At 45.7% G+C, this 26,944-nt stretch carries 21 protein-coding genes; 7 read left to right on the forward strand and 14 right to left on the reverse strand.

Annotation, left to right across the window (positions count from 1 at the left end; all coding sequences use genetic code 11):
- From secD to tgt, 3 genes are read right to left on the reverse strand one after another with little or no spacing between them, the layout of a single operon-like run.
- Entirely contained in the window at positions 1–1,848 is a 1,848-nt protein-coding gene (secD, locus tag JK154_RS10225; RefSeq protein WP_211992443.1) for a protein translocase subunit SecD, read from the reverse strand.
- Between the two features lie 28 nt (positions 1,849–1,876).
- Positions 1,877–2,209 carry a preprotein translocase subunit YajC gene (gene yajC / locus JK154_RS10230; protein ID WP_211992444.1) on the reverse strand — a complete coding sequence of 111 codons (333 nt, stop codon included), beginning with the start codon at positions 2,207–2,209 and terminating at the stop codon, positions 1,877–1,879.
- A 21-nt stretch (positions 2,210–2,230) separates the two neighbouring features.
- Positions 2,231–3,358 (reverse strand): tRNA guanosine(34) transglycosylase Tgt, encoded by a 1,128-nt coding sequence (gene tgt / locus JK154_RS10235; protein ID WP_211992445.1) that lies wholly within the window; start codon positions 3,356–3,358, stop codon positions 2,231–2,233.
- A 643-nt stretch (positions 3,359–4,001) separates the two neighbouring features.
- Here tgt and JK154_RS10240 point away from each other — a divergent pair.
- Entirely contained in the window at positions 4,002–7,979 is a 3,978-nt protein-coding gene (locus JK154_RS10240; RefSeq protein ID WP_211992446.1) for a hypothetical protein, read from the forward strand.
- A 66-nt stretch (positions 7,980–8,045) separates the two neighbouring features.
- Here the strand turns inward: JK154_RS10240 and queA are convergent, their stop codons facing one another.
- Entirely contained in the window at positions 8,046–9,116 is a 1,071-nt protein-coding gene (gene queA, locus JK154_RS10245) for a tRNA preQ1(34) S-adenosylmethionine ribosyltransferase-isomerase QueA (protein WP_211992447.1), read from the reverse strand.
- Positions 9,117–9,234: 118 nt separating this feature from the next.
- Here queA and JK154_RS10250 point away from each other — a divergent pair, with 118 nt between their 5' ends.
- Complete coding sequence (locus JK154_RS10250; protein ID WP_211992448.1) at positions 9,235–9,816, forward strand: ACP phosphodiesterase; 582 nt, start codon at positions 9,235–9,237, stop codon at positions 9,814–9,816.
- 196 nt (positions 9,817–10,012) lie between these two features.
- Complete coding sequence (locus JK154_RS10255) at positions 10,013–10,615, forward strand: peroxiredoxin C (RefSeq protein WP_211992449.1); 603 nt, start codon at positions 10,013–10,015, stop codon at positions 10,613–10,615.
- Positions 10,616–10,690: 75 nt separating this feature from the next.
- Here JK154_RS10255 and proY read toward each other — a convergent pair whose 3' ends face one another.
- The 4 genes from proY to phoB form a co-directional block, all read right to left on the reverse strand.
- Positions 10,691–12,055, reverse strand: a complete 1,365-nt coding sequence (gene proY / locus JK154_RS10260; protein WP_211992450.1) for a proline-specific permease ProY — start codon at positions 12,053–12,055, stop codon at positions 10,691–10,693.
- 70 nt (positions 12,056–12,125) lie between these two features.
- Complete coding sequence (brnQ, locus tag JK154_RS10265; protein WP_211992451.1) at positions 12,126–13,445, reverse strand: branched-chain amino acid transporter carrier protein BrnQ; 1,320 nt, start codon at positions 13,443–13,445, stop codon at positions 12,126–12,128.
- Positions 13,446–13,971: 526 nt separating this feature from the next.
- Positions 13,972–15,273: a phosphate regulon sensor histidine kinase PhoR gene (gene phoR / locus JK154_RS10270; protein WP_211992452.1), complete on the reverse strand. Its 1,302-nt coding sequence runs from the start codon at positions 15,271–15,273 to the stop codon at positions 13,972–13,974.
- 22 nt (positions 15,274–15,295) lie between these two features.
- Positions 15,296–15,985 carry a phosphate response regulator transcription factor PhoB gene (gene phoB, locus JK154_RS10275; RefSeq protein ID WP_211992453.1) on the reverse strand — a complete coding sequence of 230 codons (690 nt, stop codon included), beginning with the start codon at positions 15,983–15,985 and terminating at the stop codon, positions 15,296–15,298.
- Positions 15,986–16,183: 198 nt separating this feature from the next.
- Here phoB and sbcD point away from each other — a divergent pair, with 198 nt between their 5' ends.
- Together sbcD and sbcC are read left to right on the forward strand one after the other, a co-directional pair.
- Positions 16,184–17,401 (forward strand): exonuclease subunit SbcD, encoded by a 1,218-nt coding sequence (sbcD, locus tag JK154_RS10280; protein ID WP_211992454.1) that lies wholly within the window; start codon positions 16,184–16,186, stop codon positions 17,399–17,401.
- Complete coding sequence (sbcC, locus tag JK154_RS10285) at positions 17,398–20,553, forward strand: exonuclease subunit SbcC (RefSeq protein ID WP_211992455.1); 3,156 nt, start codon at positions 17,398–17,400, stop codon at positions 20,551–20,553. The genes sbcD and sbcC overlap by 4 nt, the downstream gene beginning before the upstream one ends.
- 16 nt (positions 20,554–20,569) lie before the next feature.
- Here sbcC and mak read toward each other — a convergent pair whose 3' ends face one another.
- Positions 20,570–21,481, reverse strand: a complete 912-nt coding sequence (gene mak / locus JK154_RS10290; protein WP_211992456.1) for a fructokinase — start codon at positions 21,479–21,481, stop codon at positions 20,570–20,572.
- A 127-nt stretch (positions 21,482–21,608) separates the two neighbouring features.
- Between mak and rdgC the strand changes: the two genes are divergently transcribed.
- Entirely contained in the window at positions 21,609–22,520 is a 912-nt protein-coding gene (rdgC, locus tag JK154_RS10295) for a recombination-associated protein RdgC (protein ID WP_211992457.1), read from the forward strand.
- Positions 22,521–22,588: 68 nt separating this feature from the next.
- Here rdgC and ppnP read toward each other — a convergent pair whose 3' ends face one another.
- The 4 genes from ppnP to JK154_RS10315 all read right to left on the reverse strand — a co-directional run bounded on the left by ppnP (position 22,589) and on the right by JK154_RS10315 (position 25,335).
- Positions 22,589–22,882: a pyrimidine/purine nucleoside phosphorylase gene (gene ppnP / locus JK154_RS10300; RefSeq protein ID WP_211992458.1), complete on the reverse strand. Its 294-nt coding sequence runs from the start codon at positions 22,880–22,882 to the stop codon at positions 22,589–22,591.
- 85 nt (positions 22,883–22,967) lie between these two features.
- Positions 22,968–23,645, reverse strand: coding sequence for an AroM family protein (locus JK154_RS10305; RefSeq protein WP_211992459.1), 678 nt, complete (start codon positions 23,643–23,645; stop codon positions 22,968–22,970).
- Positions 23,646–23,974: 329 nt separating this feature from the next.
- Positions 23,975–24,499 carry a shikimate kinase AroL gene (gene aroL / locus JK154_RS10310; protein WP_211992460.1) on the reverse strand — a complete coding sequence of 175 codons (525 nt, stop codon included), beginning with the start codon at positions 24,497–24,499 and terminating at the stop codon, positions 23,975–23,977.
- Between the two features lie 374 nt (positions 24,500–24,873).
- Positions 24,874–25,335, reverse strand: a complete 462-nt coding sequence (locus JK154_RS10315; RefSeq protein WP_211992461.1) for a YaiI/YqxD family protein — start codon at positions 25,333–25,335, stop codon at positions 24,874–24,876.
- A gap of 188 nt (positions 25,336–25,523) precedes the next feature.
- On the opposite strand from JK154_RS10315, the gene proC reads away from it, so the two are divergent.
- Positions 25,524–26,333: a pyrroline-5-carboxylate reductase gene (gene proC / locus JK154_RS10320; RefSeq protein WP_211992462.1), complete on the forward strand. Its 810-nt coding sequence runs from the start codon at positions 25,524–25,526 to the stop codon at positions 26,331–26,333.
- 206 nt (positions 26,334–26,539) lie between these two features.
- Here proC and JK154_RS10325 read toward each other — a convergent pair whose 3' ends face one another.
- A complete protein-coding gene (locus JK154_RS10325; protein ID WP_211992463.1) occupies positions 26,540–26,818 on the reverse strand; it encodes a sigma-S stabilization anti-adapter protein IraP in 279 nt (92 codons plus the stop codon).
- Positions 26,819–26,944 lie beyond the last annotated feature (126 nt).

Raw genomic sequence — 26,944 nt, forward strand, 5'->3', positions numbered from 1 at the left:
TTAGATAGACAGCTTGTTAATGCGCTTGCCGCCATACAGCAGGTTTACAATAGCGCGGGTACCGATAATTGCCGTGAACATCGAGGTCGCAACACCGATACCAGTGGTGATCGCAAAGCCTTTAATGGCCCCGGTACCCACCGCATACAGGATGACAACTTTAATCAGCGTCGTGATGTTGGCATCAAAGATTGAGCTAAATGCCCCTCTGTAACCTTCATCAATGGCCTGTTGAACAGAACGCCCGTTACTCAGTTCTTCTTTGATACGTTCGTTTATCAGAACGTTGGCATCCACCGCTACGGCAAGAGTCAGAACTACCCCCGCAATCCCCGGCATTGTCAACGTAGCCCCCGGTAACAGGGACATTATTCCGACGATCAATATCAAGTTTGCCACAAGTGCAGCCGTCGCTATCAAGCCAAACTTTTTATAGAAGAACAGCATAAAGATGATAGAGACGATCAAACCAGCCAGACAAGCTTCTAAACCTTGCTTAATATTCTCAAGGCCCAGGGTTGGACCGATAGTCCGTTCTTCAACGATCTGGATAGGGGCAATCAGTGCACCTGCTCGTAACAGTAAAGAAAGCTGACGCGCCTCACCTGAGTTGTTAATCCCGGTAATACGGAAGCTGCTACCTAAGCGAGACTGAATATTCGCCACATTGATAACTTCTTCTTGCTTCGCGAGAATCGCACGGCCATTCGCATCTTTCTTACCGCTGTCTTTATACTCCACAAACAAGGTCGCCATCGGCTTACCGATATTGTCCTTAGTGAAATTAGACATGATATTACCGCCGGCACCATCCAGAGAGATATTAACCTGCGATTGGTTATATTCATCCATGCTGGAGGTTGAATCAGTAATATGGTCACCCGTCAAAATAACGCGTTTGAACAAGACAACAGGTTGCCCGTCACGCGTTTGTTTAACTTCTGAATCACCCGGCACACGTCCCGAAGCAGCAGCACTGGAATCGACATTAGTGTTGACCAAACGGAATTCAAGCGTCGCGGTTGCACCAAGAATCTCTTTCGCACGTGCTGTATCCTGAATACCAGGCAGTTCGACCACAATGCGATCGGCACCTTGACGCTGTACCAGCGGCTCGGCGACGCCCAGTTGGTTTACACGATTACGAAGGATATTAATGTTCTGCTGTACCGCATATTCCCGGGCTTCGCTCAGACGAGCATCACTCATTACTGCACGTAATGCGTTATTGTCAATACGAGAGAATACGAGATCCCGGTGACGTGGGCTTAAATATGAAATAGCTTGGTCACGCGCTTTAGCATCAGGAAAAACAATTTCTACACCATAGTTATTGGCTTTACGCACATTGGTATAAGCAATGCTTTTCTCACGCAAATCACTGCGCAAACCATCAATAGTTTGTTCCTGAAGCTTGCCAAGTGCCGTATCCATATCCACTTCCATCAGGAAGTGCACACCACCACGTAAATCAAGCCCCAGTTTCATCGGGTCAGCATAAATAGCAGACAGCCAGTGAGGGGTTGCAGGTGCAAGGTTCAGTGCGACGACGTACTTGTCGCCCAACTCGCTCATCAATGCTTCACGTGCACGCAACTGAGTTTCGGTTGAATCAAAGCGCGCGAGGATTGAACCTTCTTCAAGCGCAATGGATTTGGCGGAAATATCGTCTTTCTTTAAGATGTCATGAACTTGGATCAAGGTCTGTTCACTGGCGGCGACACCGCGCACGCCAGTCAATTGAACAGCCGGATCCTCACCATACAGGTTGGGAAGCGCATACACTGTGCCGATAACAAGAACCACGACCAGCATGATGTACTTCCACAAAGGATAACGGTTTAACACGTTTAGTTCCCTTCGGGAAAACGAAAAATTACAGCGCCTTCATGGTGCCTTTCGGCAGGACGGCAGCTACGAAATCACGTTTGATGACCACTTCATTGGTGTCATTCAGCGCGATAGCAATGTAACCAGTTTCAGAAACTTTAGTCACACGACCAACCAGACCACCATTGGTCAGAACTTCATCACCTTTAGCAATGGAGTCCATCAGCTTTTTATGCTCTTTGGTACGTTTTTGTTGAGGACGCAGGATCATGAAATAGAAAATCAGACCGAACACAACCAGCATCAGAATCAAAGAGTATGGGCTACCTTGCGATGAAGCACCTGTTGCAGCAACCGCATCAGAAATAAAAAAGCTCATTAAAATTCCCTCATTATTAAATTAATCTATATTCAAAGGTGGAACGGTTTTACCTGTCCGCTCATAAAAAGCAGCCACGAAGCACTCTAATTTACCCTCTTCAATAGCCTGACGTAAACCAGCCATTAAGCGCTGATAATAACGCAGATTATGAATCGTATTAAGACGCGCTCCCAGTATTTCGTTACAACGGTCAAGATGATGCAGGTAAGCCCGTGAATAGTTACGGCATGTGTAGCAATCACACTCTGCATCCAGTGGCCCGGTATCGTCCTTATATTTGGCATTACGAATTTTGACCACGCCGTCAGTCACAAACAGATGACCATTACGTGCATTTCGCGTTGGCATCACGCAGTCAAACATATCAACACCACGGCGTACACCTTCCACCAAGTCTTCCGGTTTCCCAACCCCCATCAGGTATCGTGGTTTGTCTTCAGGGATCTGTGGGCAGACATGTTCCAGAATGCGGTGCATATCAGCCTTGGGTTCACCTACTGCCAAACCGCCGACAGCGTAGCCATCAAAGCCAATATCTACCAGACCTTTTACTGATATATCTCGTAAATCTTCGTAAACACTCCCCTGGATAATGCCAAAGAGTGCATTTTTATTTCCTAATGCATCAAAACGATCACGGCTACGGCGTGCCCAGCGTAATGACATTTCCATTGAACGTTTGGCGTAATCCCAGTCTGCTGGGTACGGTGTGCATTCGTCGAAAATCATCACGATATCGGAGCCCAGGTCGTATTGAATCTCCATTGATTTTTCAGGATCAAGGAAAATAGGATCGCCGTTGATCGGGTTGCGGAAATGTACCCCTGCCTCAGTGATTTTACGAATATCCCCAAGGCTGAACACTTGAAAACCACCTGAGTCTGTCAGGATAGGGCCTTTCCACTGCATAAAATCATGGAGGTCGCCATGCAGTTTCATTATCTCCTGCCCTGGACGCAACCATAAATGGAAAGTGTTACCGAGAATAATTTGCGCGCCGGTGGCTTCAACTTCTTCCGGCGTCATGCCTTTTACTGTGCCGTAGGTTCCTACGGGCATAAAGGCTGGCGTTTCAACGGTACCACGTTCAAAGACTAAACGTCCGCGACGGGCGCGACCATCTGTCGTATCTAACTCAAATTTCACATAACCTCCAGCACCAGAGAAACAGTCTGATGAACTGCAAAAGCTGACTAGTGTAAACTAACTAACAAAACCGCACCACAAACCCGTCGCTAAAGTTGTCACCGGGCTCTTTAAGCGATGAATTAAACCCAGTTTAAAACGAGCCCTTTTGACAGGTCTGCTCCAGCAGACGCAAACATGCAGTGCGTAAAGAGCTTGAACACAAACTGTAAACAGGCCTGATATCGCGGCACGCTTGTCATCCTGTAGTTGCCCCCAAAAATGGGCTGAAAGTTCTCATAAAATGGATCAGGCGTCCACATGGACTGGTGATGTCGTCGAGTGCCATACCCGCACTGGCAAGCGTGAGGTAATTAGCGATCTGTATTTTTAGTCCACCGTGATTTTTATCCATCCCTCTGCCACGTTAAAACAAGAAATATAATGATGACTACCTCATCTTTTGGGGAATAACACATTCTCCTGTCAGCAGGTCCAGATAATCTTATTTTTTTCCTGAGCCAGATAACTAACGCGAGATTTTATATTTTTCTTCTTTATTGCATGAGAACGTTAAAAACCCTGGTAACAGTATCTCCGGATGATGTTAAGACTTTTCCACAATCCTAATTCTTATCACTAAACTAATAAGGATAATAATTTAATGTTACATGAAATCACTCCAAACTTTCATCAACATGAATACCCCCCTAATTCAGTATTAGAGAATAATAAAAAAAATAATGGATTAACGAGCGACAATCTCGTTTCCATAGAAATGAAAAAACAAAATGAGGATACATCTCCCCCCTCTTTTCATTCTCGTATCATTCTCCCTTTCCTGTCCTGGTTTAAGGATATCTCAACAGCTAAACCACCAGAGAAAAACCAGTATTACTCCGGATATCCAACTGATCCTTTATTACAGCAGGCAGAAGCAATCTCTACTGAACTAAACCACAAGCTGATGCCAACGATACAATTACCCTTCTTATTAAAAGGAAAGAAACGAATTGTGATGGGTATGGGTATTCTGGCAGGAGCCGCTGGAAGTTCACTGGCTATTGCCAATTATACAAGAAATACCCCCGCGTCCCCGAATCAAGCTTTACAGCCCACGGTCGATGATCACCCGACACCACACAGGAATCTCGTCAATACGCCCTATATACCGCCCTTTTTACAAAGTGAAAACCTTATCCTCGAATCAGCACAGATCCCGAATAAAGAAGAAAAAAAACAGTCTGTTGAAATCATGAAGAGTCAAAAAAGACTGGTTCAATTCTTGAAAAACAAAGGTATGTTAAGTCAGCAAATTACTGATAATAAAGGACTCCTGTGCAAAGAAATGCTGATAGAAGGGGTCGCGCAATATCTCTATCAAGACTCAGTATCAAGCGTAAAACGGTCAGTAAGGCTGGCAAGAAACATCTTAAGCGCGGAAGATCTATATGGCAGTAGAAAAGGTGAAACACTCTCACCACAATTGGCAAAAAAAGTAATCAGTCGCTGGTTGTTTGATAACACCCTTGGTACGGTCGTCGCTGAATATGTAGCCAGGAAAATTTCTAATGCAGAATATCCCCATTATTTTACCGTCAGCAGCCTGAGAAAACTATTGAGTTTAAACACACTTTTTGGCGATGGCTTAGTTAACTATGCCTCTATCTCAGCCAACGGGTGGGGTGATTTCAACCGACTTTGGTATGATTCTTTAGAGCATGAAATACCGTTATTTAAGTTACCTGAAGAAAAAGTTGATGGCATCCTATTAAACAGCCAGGAGTTTATCGAACTGTACAGTGGCTCTGTTCTCTTAACGAACAACAATACTCGATTAAATGATTTTCCTATAAGTGATATTTGTCTGACAGGGAAAAAGGCATGGGGCCTCGCCATCAGTAACGAACTCGAGATAAACAACCTCTCCGTTCTTTTATTGCCTGTTTTAATAAGGTCCGCAAGTAATAATACTTTCTCGCCCACAGAAAAAAACAACAGGCTTATTACTTATATACATGAAGTTAATGATTACATCCAGGAATTGAATAAATTATTAACATTAACACAGGAGTCCATTGATAAATTTGAAAGTTACAAAAAAGAAATCACTAGCTGGATACCTAAAAAAAAATTAGCTGATGCTATTATAGCAGAATGCCATGCTTTAGAACTCCCCTTACCCGCAGTAAACACTGATTCCGCCAAAGCAATAAATTCTATCCTCATAAAAAAAGTGGAATCAGCCCCTGACCCCCAGGTTGTAAAAGACTATTTATCTCAACAAATTTATCTGGATGATTTCAATAAACCTTGTAATCAAGCACCAGACAATCTTGACGACGAGTACAGAAACTTAACTTCTGGCGTTGCAAATAAATTCTTTGATTTTGATAAAGCACTTATCTCACTAATATTATCCAATGCTCCCCCAAATGAAAAAAGCTTTATTTATTCAAAGAATAAAAAAATACGATCGGTTTATTTTAGTTTAGATACCCTTATCCCCAATTGTTTCTACGATAGTAAGACTTGTTCCATATCAATCCCTCTGGTCAGGACAGATCTTTTTTCCATAATGGTAGGTAACGAAGAACGAATTTATGCTCTGAAAAATATGAGCCAAAAAAACACACCTTCTTATGAGTTAATTCGAGTTGATCATAATATCAGAAAGTATATGGATAACGATTTGATAGGTTTCACATCACCAGTAACAGAATATCAAGTTACTGATGCCTTACACATTGATAATGAAAGGTATGAAGTTATCATTAAACCTCAAGATAATAATATTGAAACACCAGAGGGTGAGAACAATCCTGTGGCTCACTATTTAGCGACCCTTCACCGGGATAGTTTTTATAATGAACTGCATGCCCAGGGTAATGATAAATCCGATCTACAAAAAATAGTGTCAGTGATTAAGCATGTCATCCCTTTCTATGACTGTATTGAGGCATCTGTAGAAGGTAATGTTGCTGATGCTGTCCCTGCCTGCCTTCTCGATATTATTTCCCTTATTCCAGTCGCTGGTTTGGCGACCCGTATGGGGATCACTTTCAGTAAGAGCCTGGGCAAAGGAATTGCTGCCGGCAGTCGAATCGCAGCTCAGGGCGGCCTAAAAAATATGGCCAGGGCAGCGGTCAAAGAAATAAGACTTCCTGTAACAAATGAATTTATTCAGTTGGGAAAAAATGCACTGCGATCTATCGACCCCGGGTTTGAGCTGATCGGAAGTGGCGCTAAACTGGTAGAGGGGAACGTGGCGGCCTTGGTACGCAAAAAGGGAAGCCTCCCCCAACGGCAAGCCTGCACCATGGCCCTGATGCCCGACTCAACACTCGAAGTTCCTGTGCAACGCTTAACCAACAGACATGGGGAGCCTACTTACGTGATGGTAAACCCGGCTACCGGGGAGTTATTTGGTAAACACTATCGACTCGTAGATAAAAATAAACTGGCACTATTTAAAAATAATATTTACCCCCAAAAATCCCGCCCTGTTATGAATAGAATGGATCAGGAATTACTTATATTTAATTATGATCAGCACATCGTAGATATCAGCCATATTCCAGCTGAAAATGCGTTTTTACCGTCTGCCGATTATTCCCCTTTGCATATGCAGCTTGGTCTGGCCCCCAATATTGATGTATCAATACAGCCACACCTGCTAAATGACTTCACGCATAGCGCTGTCAACATTAAAAATTATATTATTGAGAACTATGCCAGGAACGATATTTTTCTCTGCAGATTTAATCAGCCTCTACAAGAAATCCCTCCGGCTTTTGCTAATTTACGAAATAACATCGAGCAATATAAATCTGAGATCAGGCTGGCAAAACAGCAAATCAACAACCTACGTCATGAAATACGCACCACCACAATGAGGAATGCTAATAACCAATTAACTTTTCCAGTCACACGACATCGCATAGCAAATTATTTATCTAAAGTACTGCATCTTGATACATTAGAAGATTCGCATCTGGCTTATAAAATAAAAAGGGAAGCACTGGATAGAATTGATTTCCATACCCGTAAGATAAGTGAATATTTAAACAATGAGATAAACAATATTTACTTTGCCTCAGCAGATACAATACACCATCCTTATTTACACAGCCCTGATTGCGCGATGGGGTTTGTCTATAAATTAGATGATTTCAGACGAGTTATCATTATGGCTGATAATTTCCATACAGCACCAATACTTAGTACCAAGGTACATCTTACCGCCTTGCATGAAATATCACACTTTTCAGGATCGTTCGATTTTCAGATAGCACCTTCAACCAGTCTCGTTGGTGATGCCAGTGAATTCATGGAGTCTTTCCTGGATGGTATCCATGGCATAAAAGGTGAGTCCATTGATATCCCGGACAGCTTTCTTAATTATTATCATCAGGCGCATCCTGATCGCTCAATCAACAAACTGCAGTTTATTGAACTACTGAAAGTTGATCCAATGCTAAGAGCCAATATCTTTATGGAAAATGCGGATTTTTTGGCAAGATTAATCGCCGATCTGGGTTCACGAACGCCCGTCAACCATGATGTTTTACACAGAAGGAAACGGGCAGAATCTGAGAATAATGCCTTAATCATCAAGATATTATTACAGCTACTGGCATAAAACAGACAAGAGGGGAGCAGATGATGTGAAACGTTAAAACGTTTCACATCATTCTCAAAGCAACCGTTAGCCTCCCGGGCGTTCGTTAATTGCCTGTGGGTTACAGGTAATGTACATCGCGTCCCCATAACTAAAGAAACGGTATTCGGCTTTAACGGCTTCATGATAAGCATGCATCGTATGCTGATAACCGGCAAACGCAGACACCAGCATGATTAACGTAGACTCTGGCAAGTGGAAATTAGTGACCAGTGCATCGATAACCCGATATTGATATCCAGGATAGATGAAAATTTGGGTATCACCAAAGAAAGGCTCAATGATGTCATGATGTGCTGCTTGTGCTGCACTTTCCAGTGAGCGAACCGACGTGGTTCCGACAGCAACAACCCTGTTGCCACGGGCTTTACAAGCCAGCACCGCATCAACCACTGTTTGAGGTACTTCAGCATATTCTGAATGCATAATATGGTCTTCAATACTATCGACCCGTACCGGCTGGAAAGTTCCCGCGCCAACATGCAGCGTGACAAATGCCATTTCAATGCCTTTTAACCGCAATTTTTCCAGTAGCGGTTCATCAAAATGCAGCCCTGCTGTGGGGGCAGCAACGGCACCCGGTTTTTCGCTATACACAGTTTGGTACAGTTCGCGATCAGACTCTTCATCAGGGCGGTCAATATAAGGGGGTAACGGCATATGCCCGATATTATTTAAAATATCCAGTACACTGCGTTCATCATTGAACGCCACCTCGAATAACGCATCATGACGAGCGACCATGGTAGCCTTGACGCTTTCGTCATCCCCCAATAGCAGCTCTGCTCCGGGTTTTGGAGCTTTTGAAGCCCGAATATGTGCCAGGATACGCTTGTCATCCAGCATACGCTCAACCAGTACTTCGATTTTTCCGCCACTGGCCTTACGACCAAACAGACGTGCGGGAATAACCCGGGTATTATTAAATACCAGCAGGTCACCTGGATGAAGTTTATCAAGCAGGTCAGTGAAAGTGCCATGCGCGAGCGCACCTGTTGGTCCGTCAAGAGAGAGTAAACGACAACCACTACGCTCAGCTTGAGGATAGTGAGCAATCAGGGATTCAGGTAATTCAAAGGAAAAGTCAGCAACGCGCATGATAGTACAGAACTCAGACGTAAAAACAAGCGCACTAGTCTAGTGCCAGGGGGACGTCCTTGCAACTTGCTTCCCCACTATTAGACCGCATAAAAAAGATTGATGAGATAATAATACTATGAATTTTCTTGCCCACCTGCACCTTGCCCATTTAGCCCGGAGCTCTCTTTCTGGTAATCTGTTGGCTGATTTTATTCGCGGTAATCCTGCCGACAGCTACCCTGCTGACATCGTCGCTGGCATCTATATGCACCGGCGCATAGATGCCTTAACAGATGGTCTGCCTGAAGTGGCGACAGCACGTCAATGGTTTCGTCCGCAAACACGTCGAGTGTCGCCCATTTCGCTGGACATTATCTGGGATCATTTCCTCTCTTTACACTGGCAAAAACTTAATCCCTCTCTGCCACTGACGGAGTTTGTCAGCTATGCCCGTCGACAAATAGAACCGCAACTCCCCCATATGCCACAAGCCTTTATCGATCTGAACCAACACCTATGGAATGAACGCTGGCTAGAACGGTACTGTGATATGGATTTTATTGGCAGAGTACTGGAAGCAATGGCAAATCGAAGACCGAAACTCGCACAACTTCGTGAGTCTCACCAGGATTTGGAAACACATTATCATGCACTGGAAGACTTATTTTGGTCATTTTACCCACGTATGATAGCCCAGGCGGAACAGCGAAGTTTGTAATAGCGCAAGCCCACGAATAATGACTTGCGCTTTTATCAAAAAGGTCTATCTTAGAAAAAAGCACGCAGTAATGGATTTATTGATAGGTAAAACCTATCTCATTAATCGGAGCTTTAACCTTGAGCTACATGGAACCGCGCTTTATACTCCACCGGTTACGTTAACATTCACCTTAACTACATTTACAGGAGTTCATATGGTCCTGGTTACTCGTCCAGCCCCCGACTTTACCGCTGCAGCTGTTCTTGGCAATGGCGAAATCGTTGAAGACTTCAACTTCAAAAAACACACCAATGGTAAAGCTACCGTTGTTTTCTTCTGGCCAATGGACTTCACTTTCGTTTGCCCATCAGAGCTGATTGCTTTCGACAAGCGTTATGAAGAATTCCAGAAACGTGGCGTAGAAGTCGTTGGTGTCTCTTTTGACTCTGAGTTTGTTCACAACGCATGGCGTAAAACTCCCGTCGATCAAGGGGGTATTGGTGAAGTTAAATACGCGATGGTTGCTGATGTTAAACGTGAAATTCAGAAAGCTTACGGCATCGAACACCCAGAAGCTGGTGTTGCTCTGCGTGGTTCTTTCCTGATTGACAAAGCGGGTATTGTTCGCCACCAGGTTGTTAACGATCTGCCACTGGGTCGTAACATTGACGAAATGCTGCGTATGGTTGATGCACTGCAATTCCACGAAGAGCACGGTGAAGTGTGCCCGGCTCAATGGGAAAAAGGTCAAGAAGGTATGGATGCATCACCAGACGGTGTTGCAAAATACCTGAGTCAGAACGCAGGTAAACTGTAATACTGCCTGAGTTCACTTAACTAACGAAGGGGGGGAAACGTTGTTTCCCCCCCTTTTTTTGGATTGCCCCGGTTATTACTTTTTAGCAACCAGATAACGACGCATCATCATCCAGGCTAACAGCAATAAAATAATCCATCCGCATCCCACATAAAGCGATATACGGGTCTGAGGATAGTAGCCAATCAAACCGATAATAAAGAGTAAGAATACCAAACCGACAACGGTTGTGGTGACCCCACCAGGCATACGGAACTTCAATTTTTTTACTTCATCGGCGGACAAGCGACGACGGAAGGCTATCTGTGATAACAGAATCATTATCCAGACCCAAACGGTAGCAAAAGTCGCCAAAGACGCTATCACCAAAAAGACATCTTTCGGCATGACATAATTCAGGTAAGCAGCCAGCAACAAGGCGACCGTCATGATAATGACCGTAACCCAAGGGATTCCCTTACTCGACAGTTTAGTAAAAGCTTTAGGGGCATTGCCTTGCTGGGCCATGCCATACAGCATACGACCAACCCCAAAGACATCACTGTTAATGGCTGAAATGGATGCAGTGATCACCACAAAATTCAGGATGCCCGCCGCCACAGTGATCCCCATATGCTGGAAGGTCATGACAAAGGGGCTGCCTTCAGTACCCACTTGATTCCATGGGTAGATAGACATAATGACAAACAGCGTTCCCACATAAAATACCAGGATTCTCAATGGTACTGAGTTAATGGCCCGGGGAATCGATTTTTCCGGATCTTTTGCTTCACCGGCAGTAATCCCAATAATTTCAATACCGCCATAGGCAAACATCACCATATGCAGGGCCAGGACGGTACCTATCCAGCCATTACTGAAGAAACCACCATAGGTCCACAGATTACTGATCCCCGTAGGCTGCCCTCCGTTACCTATCCCCCACACGATGATCCCAATACCGGCAATAATCATGATAATAATCGTGGCGACTTTGATGAAGGAGAACCAAAACTCAAGCTCACCAAACACCTTGACACTCATTAAGTTAATGGCACAGATAATCAGTACTACGCTGAGGACCCAAACCCAGTTATCCACCATTGGGAACCAGACACTCATATAGATACCAAAAGCCGTGACATCGGCAATCGCTACCAGGAGCATTTCAAAACAGTAAGTCCAGCCAGTAATAAACCCTGCCAGTGGACCAAGATAATCGTGAGCATAACGAGAAAAAGAGCCTGTTACTGGATGATGAAGTGACATTTCACCCAGGGCTCGCATGATGATATAAGCAGCAATGCCGCCAATAATATAGGCCAATAAAACACTGGGCCCTGCAATTTTAATGGCATCAGCAGAACCATAAAACAGCCCGGTGCCAATGGCTGACCCCAGTGCCATGAAACGGATGTGCCGGGTGCTCAAGCCACGTTTAAGCTTATTGGTCGAATCCATGAATCCAGTACCACTCTGACAATAAAAAAACCACGGGAGTCCACACCGTGGTTATATAACAGATAAAAAATTAGTGCGTTGCAGAAGTAACCTGTGCCCCTGCGATTTTATCCCAAATCCCCGTCACAATCGCCACAATCAGTGTCGGGATTAACCAGGCAAGCCCCTGGTCAGACAACCACAGCCGCTCAGTCCAGGCTGGCAGCATAGAACTGATAGCGGACGCTTTAAGACCATCAATGATCCCAAACAGCAGGCTGACCAGCATCCCCGGGGCAATAATACGTGAAGCATTATTCCACCACGGCCGAGTGAAGCTCAGTAACACCAGCACAATGCAAGGAGGGTAAATAGCCGTCAGTACCGGAATAGAGAACTTGATTAAATGATCCAGCCCCAGGTTTGAAACCACCATGGAGAACAGACCCAGGATAAACACCAGTGTACGGTAGGAGAAAGGCAAATACTGGCTAAAGAACTCCGCGCAGGCACAGGTTAAGCCTACCGCTGTCACCAGACAGGCAAGGAAGATCAACACAGCAAGGAAGATGCTACCACCACCACCGAAGGTATGAGCAACATAAGCATGTAAAATCGCCGCACCATTAGCCCCTTGCTCAACCAGATTGGCACTGTCAGAGCCGAGATGGAACAACGCCAGATAAATAATCGTCAACCCTACTCCGGCAATAAAACCAGCACCGATAGTATAGCGGGTCAGTAATCTTGAGGATGTGACACCACGCGAACGAGCAGCATTAACAATAACGATACCAAACACCAGCGAAGCCAGTGTGTCCATCGTCAGATAACCATTAACGAAGCCGTTAGAGAAGGCTGCATGCTGATAAGCTTCCGTGGCTGAACTGATCCCCCCGGCAGGCCAGAATACCGCACCAGCAGCAAGAATCAGCAAGGCAATAATTTTCAGTGGTGCCAGGACATGCCCCACAGAGTCGAGTAATTTACCGGGTTCCAGAGAAATGAAAATGACCAAAGCAAAATAGATAAGGCTATAGATCAGCAATGCCAGATCACTGGAACCGGTCAATGGGGCAATACCTATCTCAAAAGAGACCGTGGTGGTACGTGGGGTGGCAAACAAAGGGCCCACTGCAAGGTAGCAGACCGTTGCCAGTAACACGCCAGCTTTACGGCCAATAGGAATGCTGAGACTGTCAATGCCCCCACCTACGCGAGCAATCGCCACGATGGTTAAGACCGGCAACCCTACTGCGGTAACCAAAAAACCGAGGGCAGCGGTCCAGACAAACTCTCCCGCCTGTAACCCCACCATAGGTGGAAAGATAATATTGCCCGCGCCAACAAACAGTGCAAAGGTCATAAATCCCAGTGCAATGATGTCGCGAGATGATAAACGATGGGTCATAAAAAAGCAGCCTGTGGATGTGTTGTATTGAAAGTATTCTTTTTCTGGATCAAATATCGTCGAGACAGAAATTTGGTGAAAACGTCGAGATTATCGGTAACCATAGCGATAAATGCTTTTTATCTTGGGCGGTGAAGAATAGTGAGCCGATTTATCACCCAATAACAGCCAGTCAGATAATCACAAGGGCGCAATTAAAACGCTTATAGCGTTTGAAGACAAGGAGCAATCAGAAAAGCAGATGAATATAACGCATTAATGGTAACAGGCAGTAAATAACTTCAACTATCTAAACCTTACCCGGCTTATCATTCGGATAAAAAAGCACCAATAGTGCATTTGCGAACATCATCAGTTGCCTAAAAAAATATCAATTCCCCGTCAGTACTCGTCCTCAGAAGCTCATTGCAATAGCCAATGTTGCCACTGGAAAGGCATTCATGGTTTATAAAAAATGACGGGATTTTCATGACGCCACCCATGGAACACCAGGGGTGACGCCTGACGAAAAGAAAAACAGTTAAGGTCACGTCGTCGCGGTATCGGTGACAATTAAGCGTTCAGGCAGAACAAATGAGAAGGTGGAGCCCTTCCCGAGAATACTCTCAATATCAAGCCGGGAATCATGATGCCCCAGGGCATGTTTAACAATCGCCAGCCCTAAACCACTCCCTCCGGTCTGACGTGAACGAGCCTTATCAACGCGATAAAAACGTTCAGTGAGCCGCGGTAAATGTTCAGCGGTAATTCCCGGGCCATTATCTTTGACACTAAAAACCACACCATGCGCTAAACGGTGCCAGGTAACCGTAATGTGTGTCCCCGCGGGTGTGTGATTTATAGCATTATAAACCAGATTAGAGATCGCACTCCGTAACTGCTCTTCGTTGCCATACACTTTCAGGTCTGGTTCTATTTCAAAACTCAGAGTCTGCTTACCATTGCTGAGGGTTTGAGCCTCTCGTTCCACGATCCTGAGCATCAGGGGCACATCAATTTTTTCATTAAGTGCGATAGCAGGCGCAGCCTCAATACGGGAAAGTGTCAGTAATTGCTTTACTAGTCCCTCCATACGTGAGGTCTGCTCACGCATCGTACTCAGTGCTTTGTCCCGTAATGGACCTTCAAGACTTTGATCCTGCATCATCTCAAGGTAACCCTGTAACACCGTTAATGGAGTACGTAACTCATGGCTAACATTAGCAAAAAAGTGACGACGAGCCCCTTCAAGCTGATGCATTTGAGTGACATCACGCGCCACCATTAGCCATTGGCCTTCTGCATAAGGCACAACACGAAACTCAATATGACGGCCATTATTAAGCACTAATGTCAAAGGACGGGTAAAGTTCTTCTCCGCAAGATAACGAGTAAATTCAGGATAACGCAGTAAGTTGAGAATATTCTGGCCATTATCGTCTGGCCAGCGCAGCCCTAACAGCTGTTGTGCCAGACCATTACACCAAAAAATAGTCCCCTCTTCCGTGGTCATCACCAAAGCATCAGGCAGTGATTCTGCCCCACTACGAAAACGTTTGATCAGGCTGCCTAGCTCTTTCCGGCGTTTCTTATTACGAAACTGCATTTGATAAAGACCGTACAACAAAGGCTCCCAGCTCCCCTTTCCCGGCGGCGGGGTCATACTACGGTCAACCCATAACCACCAGGACAGACGCAACAGGTTACGAAAATGCCATCCCAGCAATAAGGTTACCGCGGCCAGTAAGAACCAGGGTAGGTAGCCATAAAAAAGTCCGAGAATAACTGCTGGCAGGCAACAGATCAGTAGCTCAAGCGCGAGTCTTTTCCACGATAATCGTTCCAGCACGTATCACGCTCCGGTAAACAACTTAAAAACGGGTTGAAAAACGATACCCCGTACCCCGAACTGTTTGTACCATTTTATCATGGCCACTACTTTCAAGGGCTTTACGCAGACGACGAATATGCACATCTACCGTGCGATCTTCAACATAGACATTCGTGCCCCATACGTTATTTAATAGCTGTTCACGGCTATACACACGCTCTGGATGTGTCATAAAGAAATGCAGTAGCTTAAATTCTGTCGGTCCCATGTCCAGGGGGTCAGTACCAGTCATAACCCGATGTGAAGAAGGATCGAGACTCAACCCACGCATCTCAATAACATCTTCAACCGCCATGGGAGAAATACGTCGAATCACCGCTTTAATACGTGCGACCAACTCTTTAGGTGAAAAGGGTTTAGTAATATAGTCGTCAGCCCCGACTTCCAGGCCACGAACGCGGTCTTCTTCTTCACCACGAGCCGTCAGCATCATCACAGGGATCTCCCGGGTAATGGCATCACGCTTCAGGTATTTAATAAACTGGATCCCTGAACCTCCCGGTAACATCCAGTCCAGGAGAATAAGGTCCGGATAAGGTTCAATCAGCAAATTCACCGCACTGTCATAATCTTCCGCTTCCACTGGCAGGAAACCATTCTGCGCAAGCACAAAACTCACCATTTCACGAATGGGTGCTTCATCTTCTACTACTAAAATGCGTCTTGCCATGATTTACCCTGTTGAAAAAAGGACATATCTTAATAATTGCGTGTCAGTATGCGTCAGTTTTATGACAGATTTATGAACGCTATTTGCATCAGCAACCTCGCCATTTTGTAAGATGACGGTTCATCTTTTGCTCTGGGTTACGCTGGCTCCACAATGCTTTATAATCGGTTATTTGCGACTTTGCCACAGAGACAAGCTATGCGCATGATACATACATCAGACTGGCATCTCGGTCAGAACTTTTATACTAAAACCCGAGCCCCTGAACATCGTGCCTTCCTGAACTGGCTGCTGGATGCCGTGGTTGAACACCAGGTCGATGCCATTATCGTCGCTGGCGACATTTTTGACACAGGCTCCCCTCCGAGTTACGCCCGTGAAATTTATAATCATTTTGTTGTACAGCTACAATCGACCGGCTGTCAGCTGGTTATTCTGGCTGGTAATCATGATGCCGTATCCACACTAAATGAGTCCCGGGAACTGCTGGCCTGCCTCAATACCAAAGTCATTGCCCGAGCCGCGCAAGGGCCGGAACAACAGGCATGGATTATCAATAACAGGCAAGGTGAGCCTGGGGCAATACTCTGCCCGGTTCCTTTTCTGCGTCCACGCGATATCCAGTATAGTGAGTCAGGTCTGGATGGACATGAGAAGCAACAGTCTCTGATGAACGCTATCAGTGCACATTATCAACAGAGCTATGAAGCGGCTCTAGAGTTACGCGGAAATCAGACATTACCAATCATCGCAACCGGGCACCTTACTACCGTCGGTGCAGCAACCTCTGACGCGGTACGGGATATTTATATTGGCTCACTGGATGCTTTCCCAGCCCAGGCGTTTCCACCTGCGGATTATATCGCGCTGGGTCATATTCATCGCCCGCAGAAAGTTGCTGGCAGCGAACATATCCGTTATAGCGGCTCCCCCATTCCCTTGAGTTTTGATGAAACTCAGCGCGCCAGGAGCGTATTCCTTGTCACCTTTGCAGCAGGAAAGCTGGAGCATGTTGAAGCGCTTGAAGTGCCAGTCACCCAACAGTTAGTTACCCTGAAAGGCTCACTGGCAGAAATAAGCCAGCAATTAGAACAGTGGCGTCACGTCTCTTGCGAGCCAAAGATCTGGCTGGATATCGAAGTGAATACCGACGAGTATCTGAATGATATGCAGCAACAGATCCAGGATTTAGCCGCCGATCTGCCCGTAGAAATATTATTGATCCGCAGAAGCCGCACTCAGCGTGAGCGTTTTATGACCAACTCTCAGAGAGAAACCTTAAGCGAGTTGAGTACCGAAGAGGTCTTTGAGCGTCGCCTCAGTCAGGAAAGCTTCACCGACGAACAGGCAGCCCGCTTGAGAAGCCTGTTTGCACAGACGCTCTCTTCACTGCACGAGGAGCAAGACAACTCATGAAAATTCTCAGCCTGCGGTTGAAAAACCTGAATGCCCTGAAAGGCGAATGGAAAATCGACTTTACCCGTGAACCTTTCGCCAGCAATGGACTATTCGCTATCACCGGTCCCACAGGAGCGGGTAAAACCACCCTGCTGGATGCTATTTGCCTGGCGCTTTATCACCAAACTCCCCGGTTGAGTACCCTGACCCAGTCACAAAATGACTTAATGACTCGTGATACCGCAGAGTGTCTGGCTGAAGTCGAGTTTGAAGTAAAAGGTGTTGCCTGGCGGGCGTTCTGGAGCCAGAACCGCGCCCGTAATTCTATCAAGGGTAATTTACAGGCCCCCAGGGTAGAACTGGCACGAGTGAGCGATGGTAAAATCATTGCAGATAAAGTGAAAGACAAACTGGACGCCATCGCATCATTAACCGGACTCGATTACGGTCGTTTCACTCGCTCCATGATGTTATCTCAGGGGCAATTTGCAGCCTTTTTAAACGCCAATGCCAATGATCGCGCCTCCTTACTTGAAGAACTAACCGGGACAGACATTTACGGCACCCTGTCTAGCGCTGTTTTTGAAAATCATAAACAGATGAAGAACGAGCTCGACCTCTTGCTCGCCCAGGCAGAAGGCATAGCGTTACTGAACGATGCCCAGCAACAGCAACTGAATGAACAATTACAAGAACTAGTAGCAAACGAAGGTTTATATCTTAATGCGTTAAAACAATATCAGCTTCATCACCAGTGGTTAACGCAATTGAGCCAGCTGTCGCATCAAGCCCGGCAACAAGAACGCGCCCTGGAACACGTCCAACAGGAAATCACTAACGCCGCACCACAACAGCAAAAGCTAGCCCGGGCTCTCCCCGCTGAAGCATTGCGTCCGGACTGGTTACGGTGGCAAGAGCGTCTGCAAACACACCAGCAGACAGTCAAACAAGGTGAGGAAGTAAATACTCGCTTACAGAACATTGCCCTGCGTCGCCAGCAAACACGTCTACTGGCCGCTGAACGCAGTCATGAATACCAGGCCCTGCTGTCACAAACACAAACCTGGCTAGAAAAACATGATAAATATCGTCTGTGGGGCAGTGAACTGGCCGGCTGGCGTGGCACCTTTGAACGACTTAAACATGATGAACAACAACTTGCCCGGTGGCAACAGGAAATTCAGGCCGGTCATGACAAATTGCAGACACTCCCTGTTTCAAATCTGACACTGACAGTTGATGAAGTGAGCGCACACTTACAGAAATGTATTATCGCCCGCCCCCATCACCAGCAACTGGCATTGCTGCATCAACAACATCAGACGCTGGATAAACGTAAAACCGCACAGCGTTCAGAACAGATGCAGCTAGGCAAGCAGATAACAGAACGAGAAACACAACTAGAGAGCATTCGCCAGCAATATAAAAGCTTACGGCAACAAGAGAGTGCCCTGGTTAAAATAGTGGAGCTGGAAAGACGCATCCATAGTCTGGAGGCTGAACGGGCGCGTCTCGAGTCCGGACTGCCCTGTCCACTCTGTGGCTCAACGGAACACCCGGCAGTGGTTGCTTACCAGCATATCCAGCCGGATGAAAACCAGCAACAGCTAGCCGTACTGAGCCGGGAAGTAGAACGCCTTGCGGAGCTAGGTGCAGCAATGAAAGGTCAACTGGAAACCCAGCGCCTGCAAGCAGAAAAACTGGCTCTCACTCTGGCACAGATGCAGCAAGAAGAGAGCGACCTGACTGCATGCTGGCAACAGTGCTGCAGCACGTTACAGATAACCCTGAGTATGCAGGAGGATGTGAACGAATGGCTGAACCAACAAGCCCAGTATGAGCAAGGACTACGACAACTGAGTGAACGGCAGATTCTGGAAACTCAGTATCAACAGCTTGGTCAGCAATATCAGGAACTGAATATCACGGTAAACACACAGCGCGATAACCTGATAACAGCACTTGAACAAGTCGGGTTACGTCGCCCTGAGAGTGACGAAGAGGCACTCTGGCTTGATGCTCGGCAGAAAGAGTCACGCCAGTGGCAAGAACAGCAGGATAAAATACCCACACTGCAACTTCAGATAGCCACTCTGACGCATATTCTTACAGCCTTACCGGACGACGGCAGCACTCCCCAGGCCCTTGAAGAAGACCAACAGACGACAGCCTTGCAAAACTGGCAAAGTTTACACAGTGAAAGTTCCCGTCTGGAAGGGGAACGTCACTCCTTGCAGCAACAACGAAAACAGTGCGAAGCCGGGCTGATTACCGCCGACCACCAATTTCATGCAGCCCTGGCACAAAGCCCATTCCGTGACGAAGATGAATTCCGCCATGCCCTGTTGGATGAAACACAACGTGAGGCATTAATAAAACAAAAAGAAAGACTGGAACAGCAGCAGCAACAACAAACAACCTTACTCAATCAGGCAAATCAGGCTTTACTTGCTCATCGATCTACTTGCCCTGAAGGTTTAGAGAGTGGGCAAGATATGGCCACGCTGGGCGCACAGATAACACAACAAACACAACAATTACGGGAAAATACAACCCAGCAAGGACAAATACAACAACAGCTACAGCATGATGCCAGTAATCGCCTGCGTCAGCGGACATTGATTGAATCGATACAAGAAAAAGAGCTGCGATTGCAGGACTGGGGATCCCTGAATGCGTTAATTGGCTCAAAAGAAGGCGATAAATTCCGGAAATTTGCTCAGGGTCTGACGCTGGATAATTTGGTCTGGCTCGCCAATCGCCAACTTAACCGTCTGCATGGTCGTTACCTGCTACAGCGTAAAGAGAGTGAAGCCCTGGAATTACAAGTGGTTGATACATGGCAAGCCGATGCCCTGCGTGATACACGGACATTATCTGGCGGCGAAAGCTTCCTCGTCAGTTTAGCCCTGGCACTGGCACTCTCAGATCTTGTAAGCCATAAAACACGTATTGACTCACTCTTTCTTGATGAAGGCTTTGGCACCCTGGATTCCCAGACACTGGATATCGCTCTCGATGCCCTGGATACCCTCAATGCCAGTGGTAAAACTATTGGGGTGATCAGTCATGTTGAAGCCATGAAGGAGCGGATCCCGGTACAAGTCAGAGTGAAAAAGATGAACGGGCTCGGTATCAGTAAGCTGGATAAAGCGTTCGCCGTCAACTGACAGCGAACACTGGTCGCTAGTTCTCTAGCGGCCATAACCATGCAGCGCCACGAACCCCACTGGAATCACCATGCAGGGCTTTACGAATAGGGGTTTCACACTCGCCACCAAATACCCAGGGTTTAATCAGTTGTGGGAGCGTTTGATAGAGCCTGTCAATGTTGCTCATTCCACCACCCAGCACAACCACGTCCGGGTCAAGAATATTGACAATATGGGCCAGCGATTTAGCAAGGCGTGTTTCATAACGATGAACGGCCTGCTCCGCCAGGGGATCTTGCTGTTCAACTCGCTCAATTATGGCATTCCCGTTCAAGTGTTCCCCGCTAAGACGCTGAAAATCGACGCTGAATCCCGTTCCGGAAACAAAGGTTTCAATACAGCCCTGTTTACCACAATAACAGGTCACTTGCTCACAAATACGCCGCTCTTCATCATCCATCCATGGCAGTGGGTTATGCCCCCACTCACCCGCCGTTCCATTACCGCCAATCAGACTACGCCCATGGATGGCAATTCCTGCACCACATCCCGTGCCAATAATCACGGCAAAAACAATGGGTGCCCCAGCCGCCGCCCCATCGATAGCTTCTGATACGGCCAGGCAATTGGCATCATTGGCCAGTCTTACATCCCGTTTAAGCGCGTGTTGTAAGTCACGGTCAAAAGGCTGTCCATTAAGCCAGGTTGAATTAGCATTCTTTACCACCCCTGTATAAGGAGAGAGAGAGCCAGGGATACCGATCCCCACGCTGCCTTTTTTCCCCGTTGCTGCTTCAGCTTGCGTCACCAGCCTGGTGATGGTGTCTATTGTGGCCCTATAGTCATCTTTTGGCGTTGGCAGACGATGCCGATAGAGCTCTCGACCGTCGTTTTCAAGGGCAATAACTTCTGTTTTAGTACCACCGAGATCAATACCTATACGCATAAAATCTTTCTCGAAAATTCCCGCTATGGCAACAGAATAGAATTATGGTTATCTAAAGGCAATGAAACAACAGCCCCAATTCGCTATCATGCACACTGCGTTTAACTGACCAATTCGGGACTGAGTCATGCTGTGGTTTAAAAATTTAATGGTGTACCGTTTAAGTCGTGATATCACACTAACGGCGGACGCAATGGAAAGACAGTTAGCCGAATTCACCTTCACCCCCTGCGGCAGTCAGGATATGGCTAAAACTGGCTGGGTTTCACCGATGGGCAAAAGCAGCGATGCATTGACCCATATAGCAAATGGGCAAATCATCATTTGCGCACGCAAAGAAGAAAAAATGCTACCCGCGTCAGTGATCAAACAGAACCTGGAAGCAAAAATTAACAAACTGGAAGCAGAACAAGCCCGGAAACTGAAAAAAACTGAAAAAGATGCCCTTAAAGACGAGGTGCTTCATAGCCTGCTACCACGTGCTTTTAGCCGTTTTAATCAGACTTTCGTCTGGATAGATACCATTAATAATCTGATTATGCTGGACTGTGCCAGCGCCAAAAAGGCAGAGGACACACTGGCCTTGCTGCGTAAAAGCCTGGGTTCACTCCCCGTTGTCCCTTTGTCGTTTGAAAAACCGCTTGAACTTACCCTGACAGAATGGGTTCGTTCCGGGGATACTCCAGCAGGTTTCGCACTAATGGATGAAGCAGAGCTAAAAGCAATGCTTGAAGGTGGCGGCGTCATTCGCTGTAAGCAACAAGATTTAGTCTGTGATGAAATAGCCAATCATATTGAATCCGGTAAAGTCGTCACTAAACTGGCACTGGATTATCAGGAGCGGGTACAATTTATGCTTGCTGATGACGCTTCAATTAAGCGTTTAAAGTTTGCAGATACACTACGTGAACAAAACGATGATATTGATAAAGAAGACGTAGGACAGCGTTTTGATGCTGATTTTATTCTGATGACAGCCGAAATTACCGCACTGTTGACAAATTTAATCGATGCATTAGGCGGCGAAGCACAACCCTAAAAATCAACGAGGATAGCCTGTTGGTTATCCTCGTCTTATTATAAACGCGTTACAAAACGCTATAATTTTTATTTATCAGACAAATAGCGGCAAAGGTAGGATGTTGGTTCAGCTACCTGCAAATTGAATTCACTCTGGCCTGGTACATGGAACACATCACCGGCACCATAGACCTTCCATTCCGTTTCTCCTGGCAGTAATACATTCAATTCACCGCTGATTACCGTCATCTCTTCCGGTTCATGAGTCCCGAAAAGGTATTCACCTTCAGCCATCACACCAACACTGGCGCGCCCCGTGCTGCTGCTATCAAAACCAATGGATTTTACTTGACCGGAAAAATATTCGTTACTCTGAAGCATGCACAGACCCTTTATAAAGAGAAAAATTTCCCAAATAATATAGAGGCTAACATTCAGAACTGTCACGATAAATATTGGCGTTTGCTTATACCAGAAGCTCAGATGCCAGTCTGACAATAAGCATGGTGGAAAGAAATACCGGAATATCAAGCTGCTGTTGTAATAACTGTTGATGTTTGTTTAAAAACGCTAAGTAATCCAGCACGATGACAGTGGCCCCGCGATCAATCAATCGTTGTCCCGCATCGAGCAATTCTGCATCAGTATCACCGCCAGGGGCAGCGACTTCGTACAACGGGGCATTTCCCAGTAAGTGCCATTTTATTCTCTGGTGTTTAATCAGCTCTGGAATGGGCAAAATAACACCCATCTGGTGTCCTTCAACAATAGAAGCAACAAGGGGGGGAATGAGACGATCTGGTTCCAGGAGTATCGCTGACTTCGCACTCAGGCCACTGATCGGCATCGTATTCATCAACAGAATAACTTCATAGCCTAGTTTATCCAGCAAGTTCACCAAATTCTGCATGGCAGAAGCCACTTTATCGCAGCCAACATAAACCTGCTCATTATTATCAAGCATAATAACATGCTGATCTTCATTAGCATCTGGGGCGAATTCCAGATTGATTTCTTCAAGTGACATATTATCCAATAAACTAATATGGGTTATTTTTTCTTCTGTCACATGTTCAGTTAAAACCGCTCTGATCTCATCCACAGGAATCATGCCAATGGAAAGAATAGCTACAGTTGGTTTCATACGTTGGTTCGCCTCTACTCCATATCAGTTCAATGCCTGGTATTTGTTACCTATTCCCTGTTGAGCATTGCCTTCATCATGTTGTATTAAATTATCTATACCAAAAAAAGTTAAAACATTGTCATGCCTTCATACTAAAGAAACATGCAATATACTTTTTTATAGTAACAATATTTTATTCATTGAATAGATAAGTTTTTTAAAAATAAAATTTAAAAAAACAGGCATGAAAGATAAGCCTTTGTCAGCCTATTTTAACATTTACACCAGGAACATAACCTTATGATGTAAATGTTAAATTTAAGGATATCGGTAATACATTCGATAACTTAACTGGCTTCAGCTCGCTGCAAAACCTTAATGATAGACGCAACCACACTGTCTGGCGAACATACAGCATCAATAGTATAGCGAGCCGTTTGTTGATACAACGCTTCCCGTGCGGCCAGGACATCGGCTATCTCTTCTACCATATTTTTCCCCGTTAACGTCGGACGTTGATCTTCTTCTGGAGAAGCATCAAGACGGGCAGCAAGAATACTGGCAGGAACATTAAGCCAAATAGCGATACCGTTATCCATCATAAACCGACGATTATCTGGTGAAAGAACCATACCTCCTCCCGTGGCGACCACGGTAGCAGGAGCAGTGATCTGCAGCAATGCCTGGGATTCACGAGCCCGAAACCCAGACCAACCCTCTTCGGCAACGATATCAGCGACACTTTTCCCCGTGCTATTAAGCAAATGGCTGTCAGTATCGACAAAGCCATAACCCAGGGTTTCTGCTAATACCTGGCCGATCGTTGTCTTACCACAGCCACGTGCACCGACCAGGAATAAAGGTTGAATCATCAGAATGAGTCCTCAGAAATACTGACTCAAGGTCAGAAATGGCAAAAGCAAGGGTAAGGCTATAAATAATAGCACTGAATTTTAAAAGAGAAAAACCGTAAAAAAAAATTTACAATATTGAGGATACCACATTATTACCAGTAATTCCGCCAGGATAAACACTCATAAATGTAAACTAAATATACCACGTACTATTGTGGTCATATATAAGAAGGCTATCAGAATCGTTAAACTTACTGAACACAGTATGAGCGTTTTATCATATAACTCAAACAGAGGCTGGCGCAGCCCCCCTTTGTCACCGCGAGTCCTGCCGTTACGCAACCGTAATGGCACATCTCTGGATTACCGGCGATAAGACGGGTTAAAGACCACTACGCTCTGCGCGATCTGGCAACCATGAGTAACCACTTTTCCAGCTCATTGGCAAACTGCTGGCGGTCACGCTGGCTAAGTGTATCCGGCCCCCCAGTCTGTACCCCGCTTGCTCGCAAAGTATCCATAAAATCACGCATAGTGAGGCGTTCGCGTATCGTGGCAGGCGTATACCGCTCCCCTCGTGGGTTAAGGGCTATCGCATTTTTGTTCAAAACATCTGCTGCCAGTGGAATATCTGCCGTTATCACTAAATCATCTTTTGCACAACGTTGAACAATTTCATTGTCCGCCACATCGAATCCAGAAGCGACCTGAAGGCTACGAATAAAACGCGATGGGGGTGTTTTAATCAACTGGTTGGCAACCAGTGTTACATTCACTTGAGCCCGTTCAGCCGCGCGAAATAGCACCTCTTTGATAACCTTAGGACAGGCATCTGCATCAACCCAAATTTGCATTACAGCTCCAAATCATTACATTTTTTCAGTGATAGTTTGCCATGCTTTCCAGTCTGTTACACGCCAACTTACCAGGATACTGGGGATATCGGTAGTTTTGTTACAAACGACGTAAACTTGAGCAGAATAATTAAAAACACATTAAACTTTAACAAAAGCTTATGAATGCTTCACTGTGGAGTCAGACTGTGGATAAAAAAATTGGTTTTATTGGTTGCGGTAATATGGGGCAGGCTATCCTCGAAGGTATGATTGCCAGTGGCCAAGTCCTTCCTGGTAATATTTGGGTTTACACCCCCTCGCCCGACAAAGTCGCCGCAATACGCGAAAAATTTGGGGTCAATGCAGCTGAAAGTGCCCAGCAGGTAGCCCAAGTTGCAGATATTGTTTTTGGTGCTGTGAAGCCAAATATAATGTTAAAAGTTATGAGTGAAGTTAATTCCAGCCTGAATAAAGAGACGGTAGTTATCTCAATTGCAGCAGGAATTACACTGGATACGCTGGCCACAGTATTAGGACATGACCGTAAAATTATCCGCGCCATGCCCAATACACCCGCACTGGTTAATGCGGGTATGACGTCAGTAACCCCGAACTCACTGGTTACACCAGAAGATATTTCCGATGCTGTCAATATTTTCCGTACATTCGGTCAGGCAGAAGTGGTCAGCGAATCGCTGATTAATGCTGTCGTCGGTGTCAGTGGTTCAGCCCCAGCTTATGTATTTATGTTTATCGAAGCCATGGCAGATGCCGCTGTACTGGGCGGAATGCCACGCCAACAAGCTTATCGTTTTGCAGCCCAGACACTGATCGGGTCAGCAAAAATGGTTCTGGAGACAGACACCCATCCTGGAGCCCTGAAAGATAAGGTTTGTTCCCCTGGTGGCACAACGATTGAGGCAGTAAGAGTCCTTGAAGAGAAAGGATTCCGTTCAGCAGTGATTGAAGCCATGGTGAAGTGTATGGCCAAGTCAGAGCAACTTAGCAAAAGCTAAATTTAACCTGGCCGTCATAACAAAAAAGGCCGTATTATGCGGCCTTAGATTGCCGGTGAACAAGATGGAAAAACACGATTTTTATTATGCAGTTGCTACTTTAGAAGCGCACAATAATGATACTGACCTGTGGCTAGCAGACTATTTAGCTGCTAAAAAATATTACAAAAAAAACAAAAAAATAATGAGAATGACAAATAACAAACCTACGATGAGACTTTTAGCTCATCATTCTGAATTAAAAGTAATCGCGACAGACTCGTATTTAGTTCAGAGCGGTCATACCCGGCAATGGTCGGGCCATGGGATAGCGATTCGAGTGATGTTTCAACATGGGTGATAAACTTTAGTCTTTGTTCTTTATCAAGATTCTGCAATAACCCTGTGACAATAATCTCCAGTGTCTGAACCTGAATGGCTAACTGGTTCGTTTCCTCTTCCTTTTCTGCTAATTTAATTAATAACTCTGCAATGAAATTTTTCATAGCCTCAAGCCCAATTGTGTTAATGGACAGCATTCACGCTAAATAAATATTTTTAGCAATGTTCGCTCAATTGAAAAAACAGTAAATAACAATAATACAGTTAATACAAGCACCATTAACAGCAAC

This window comes from Citrobacter sp. JGM124 (assembly GCF_018257795.1).
Taxonomy (GTDB): Bacteria; Pseudomonadota; Gammaproteobacteria; order Enterobacterales; family Enterobacteriaceae; genus JGM124.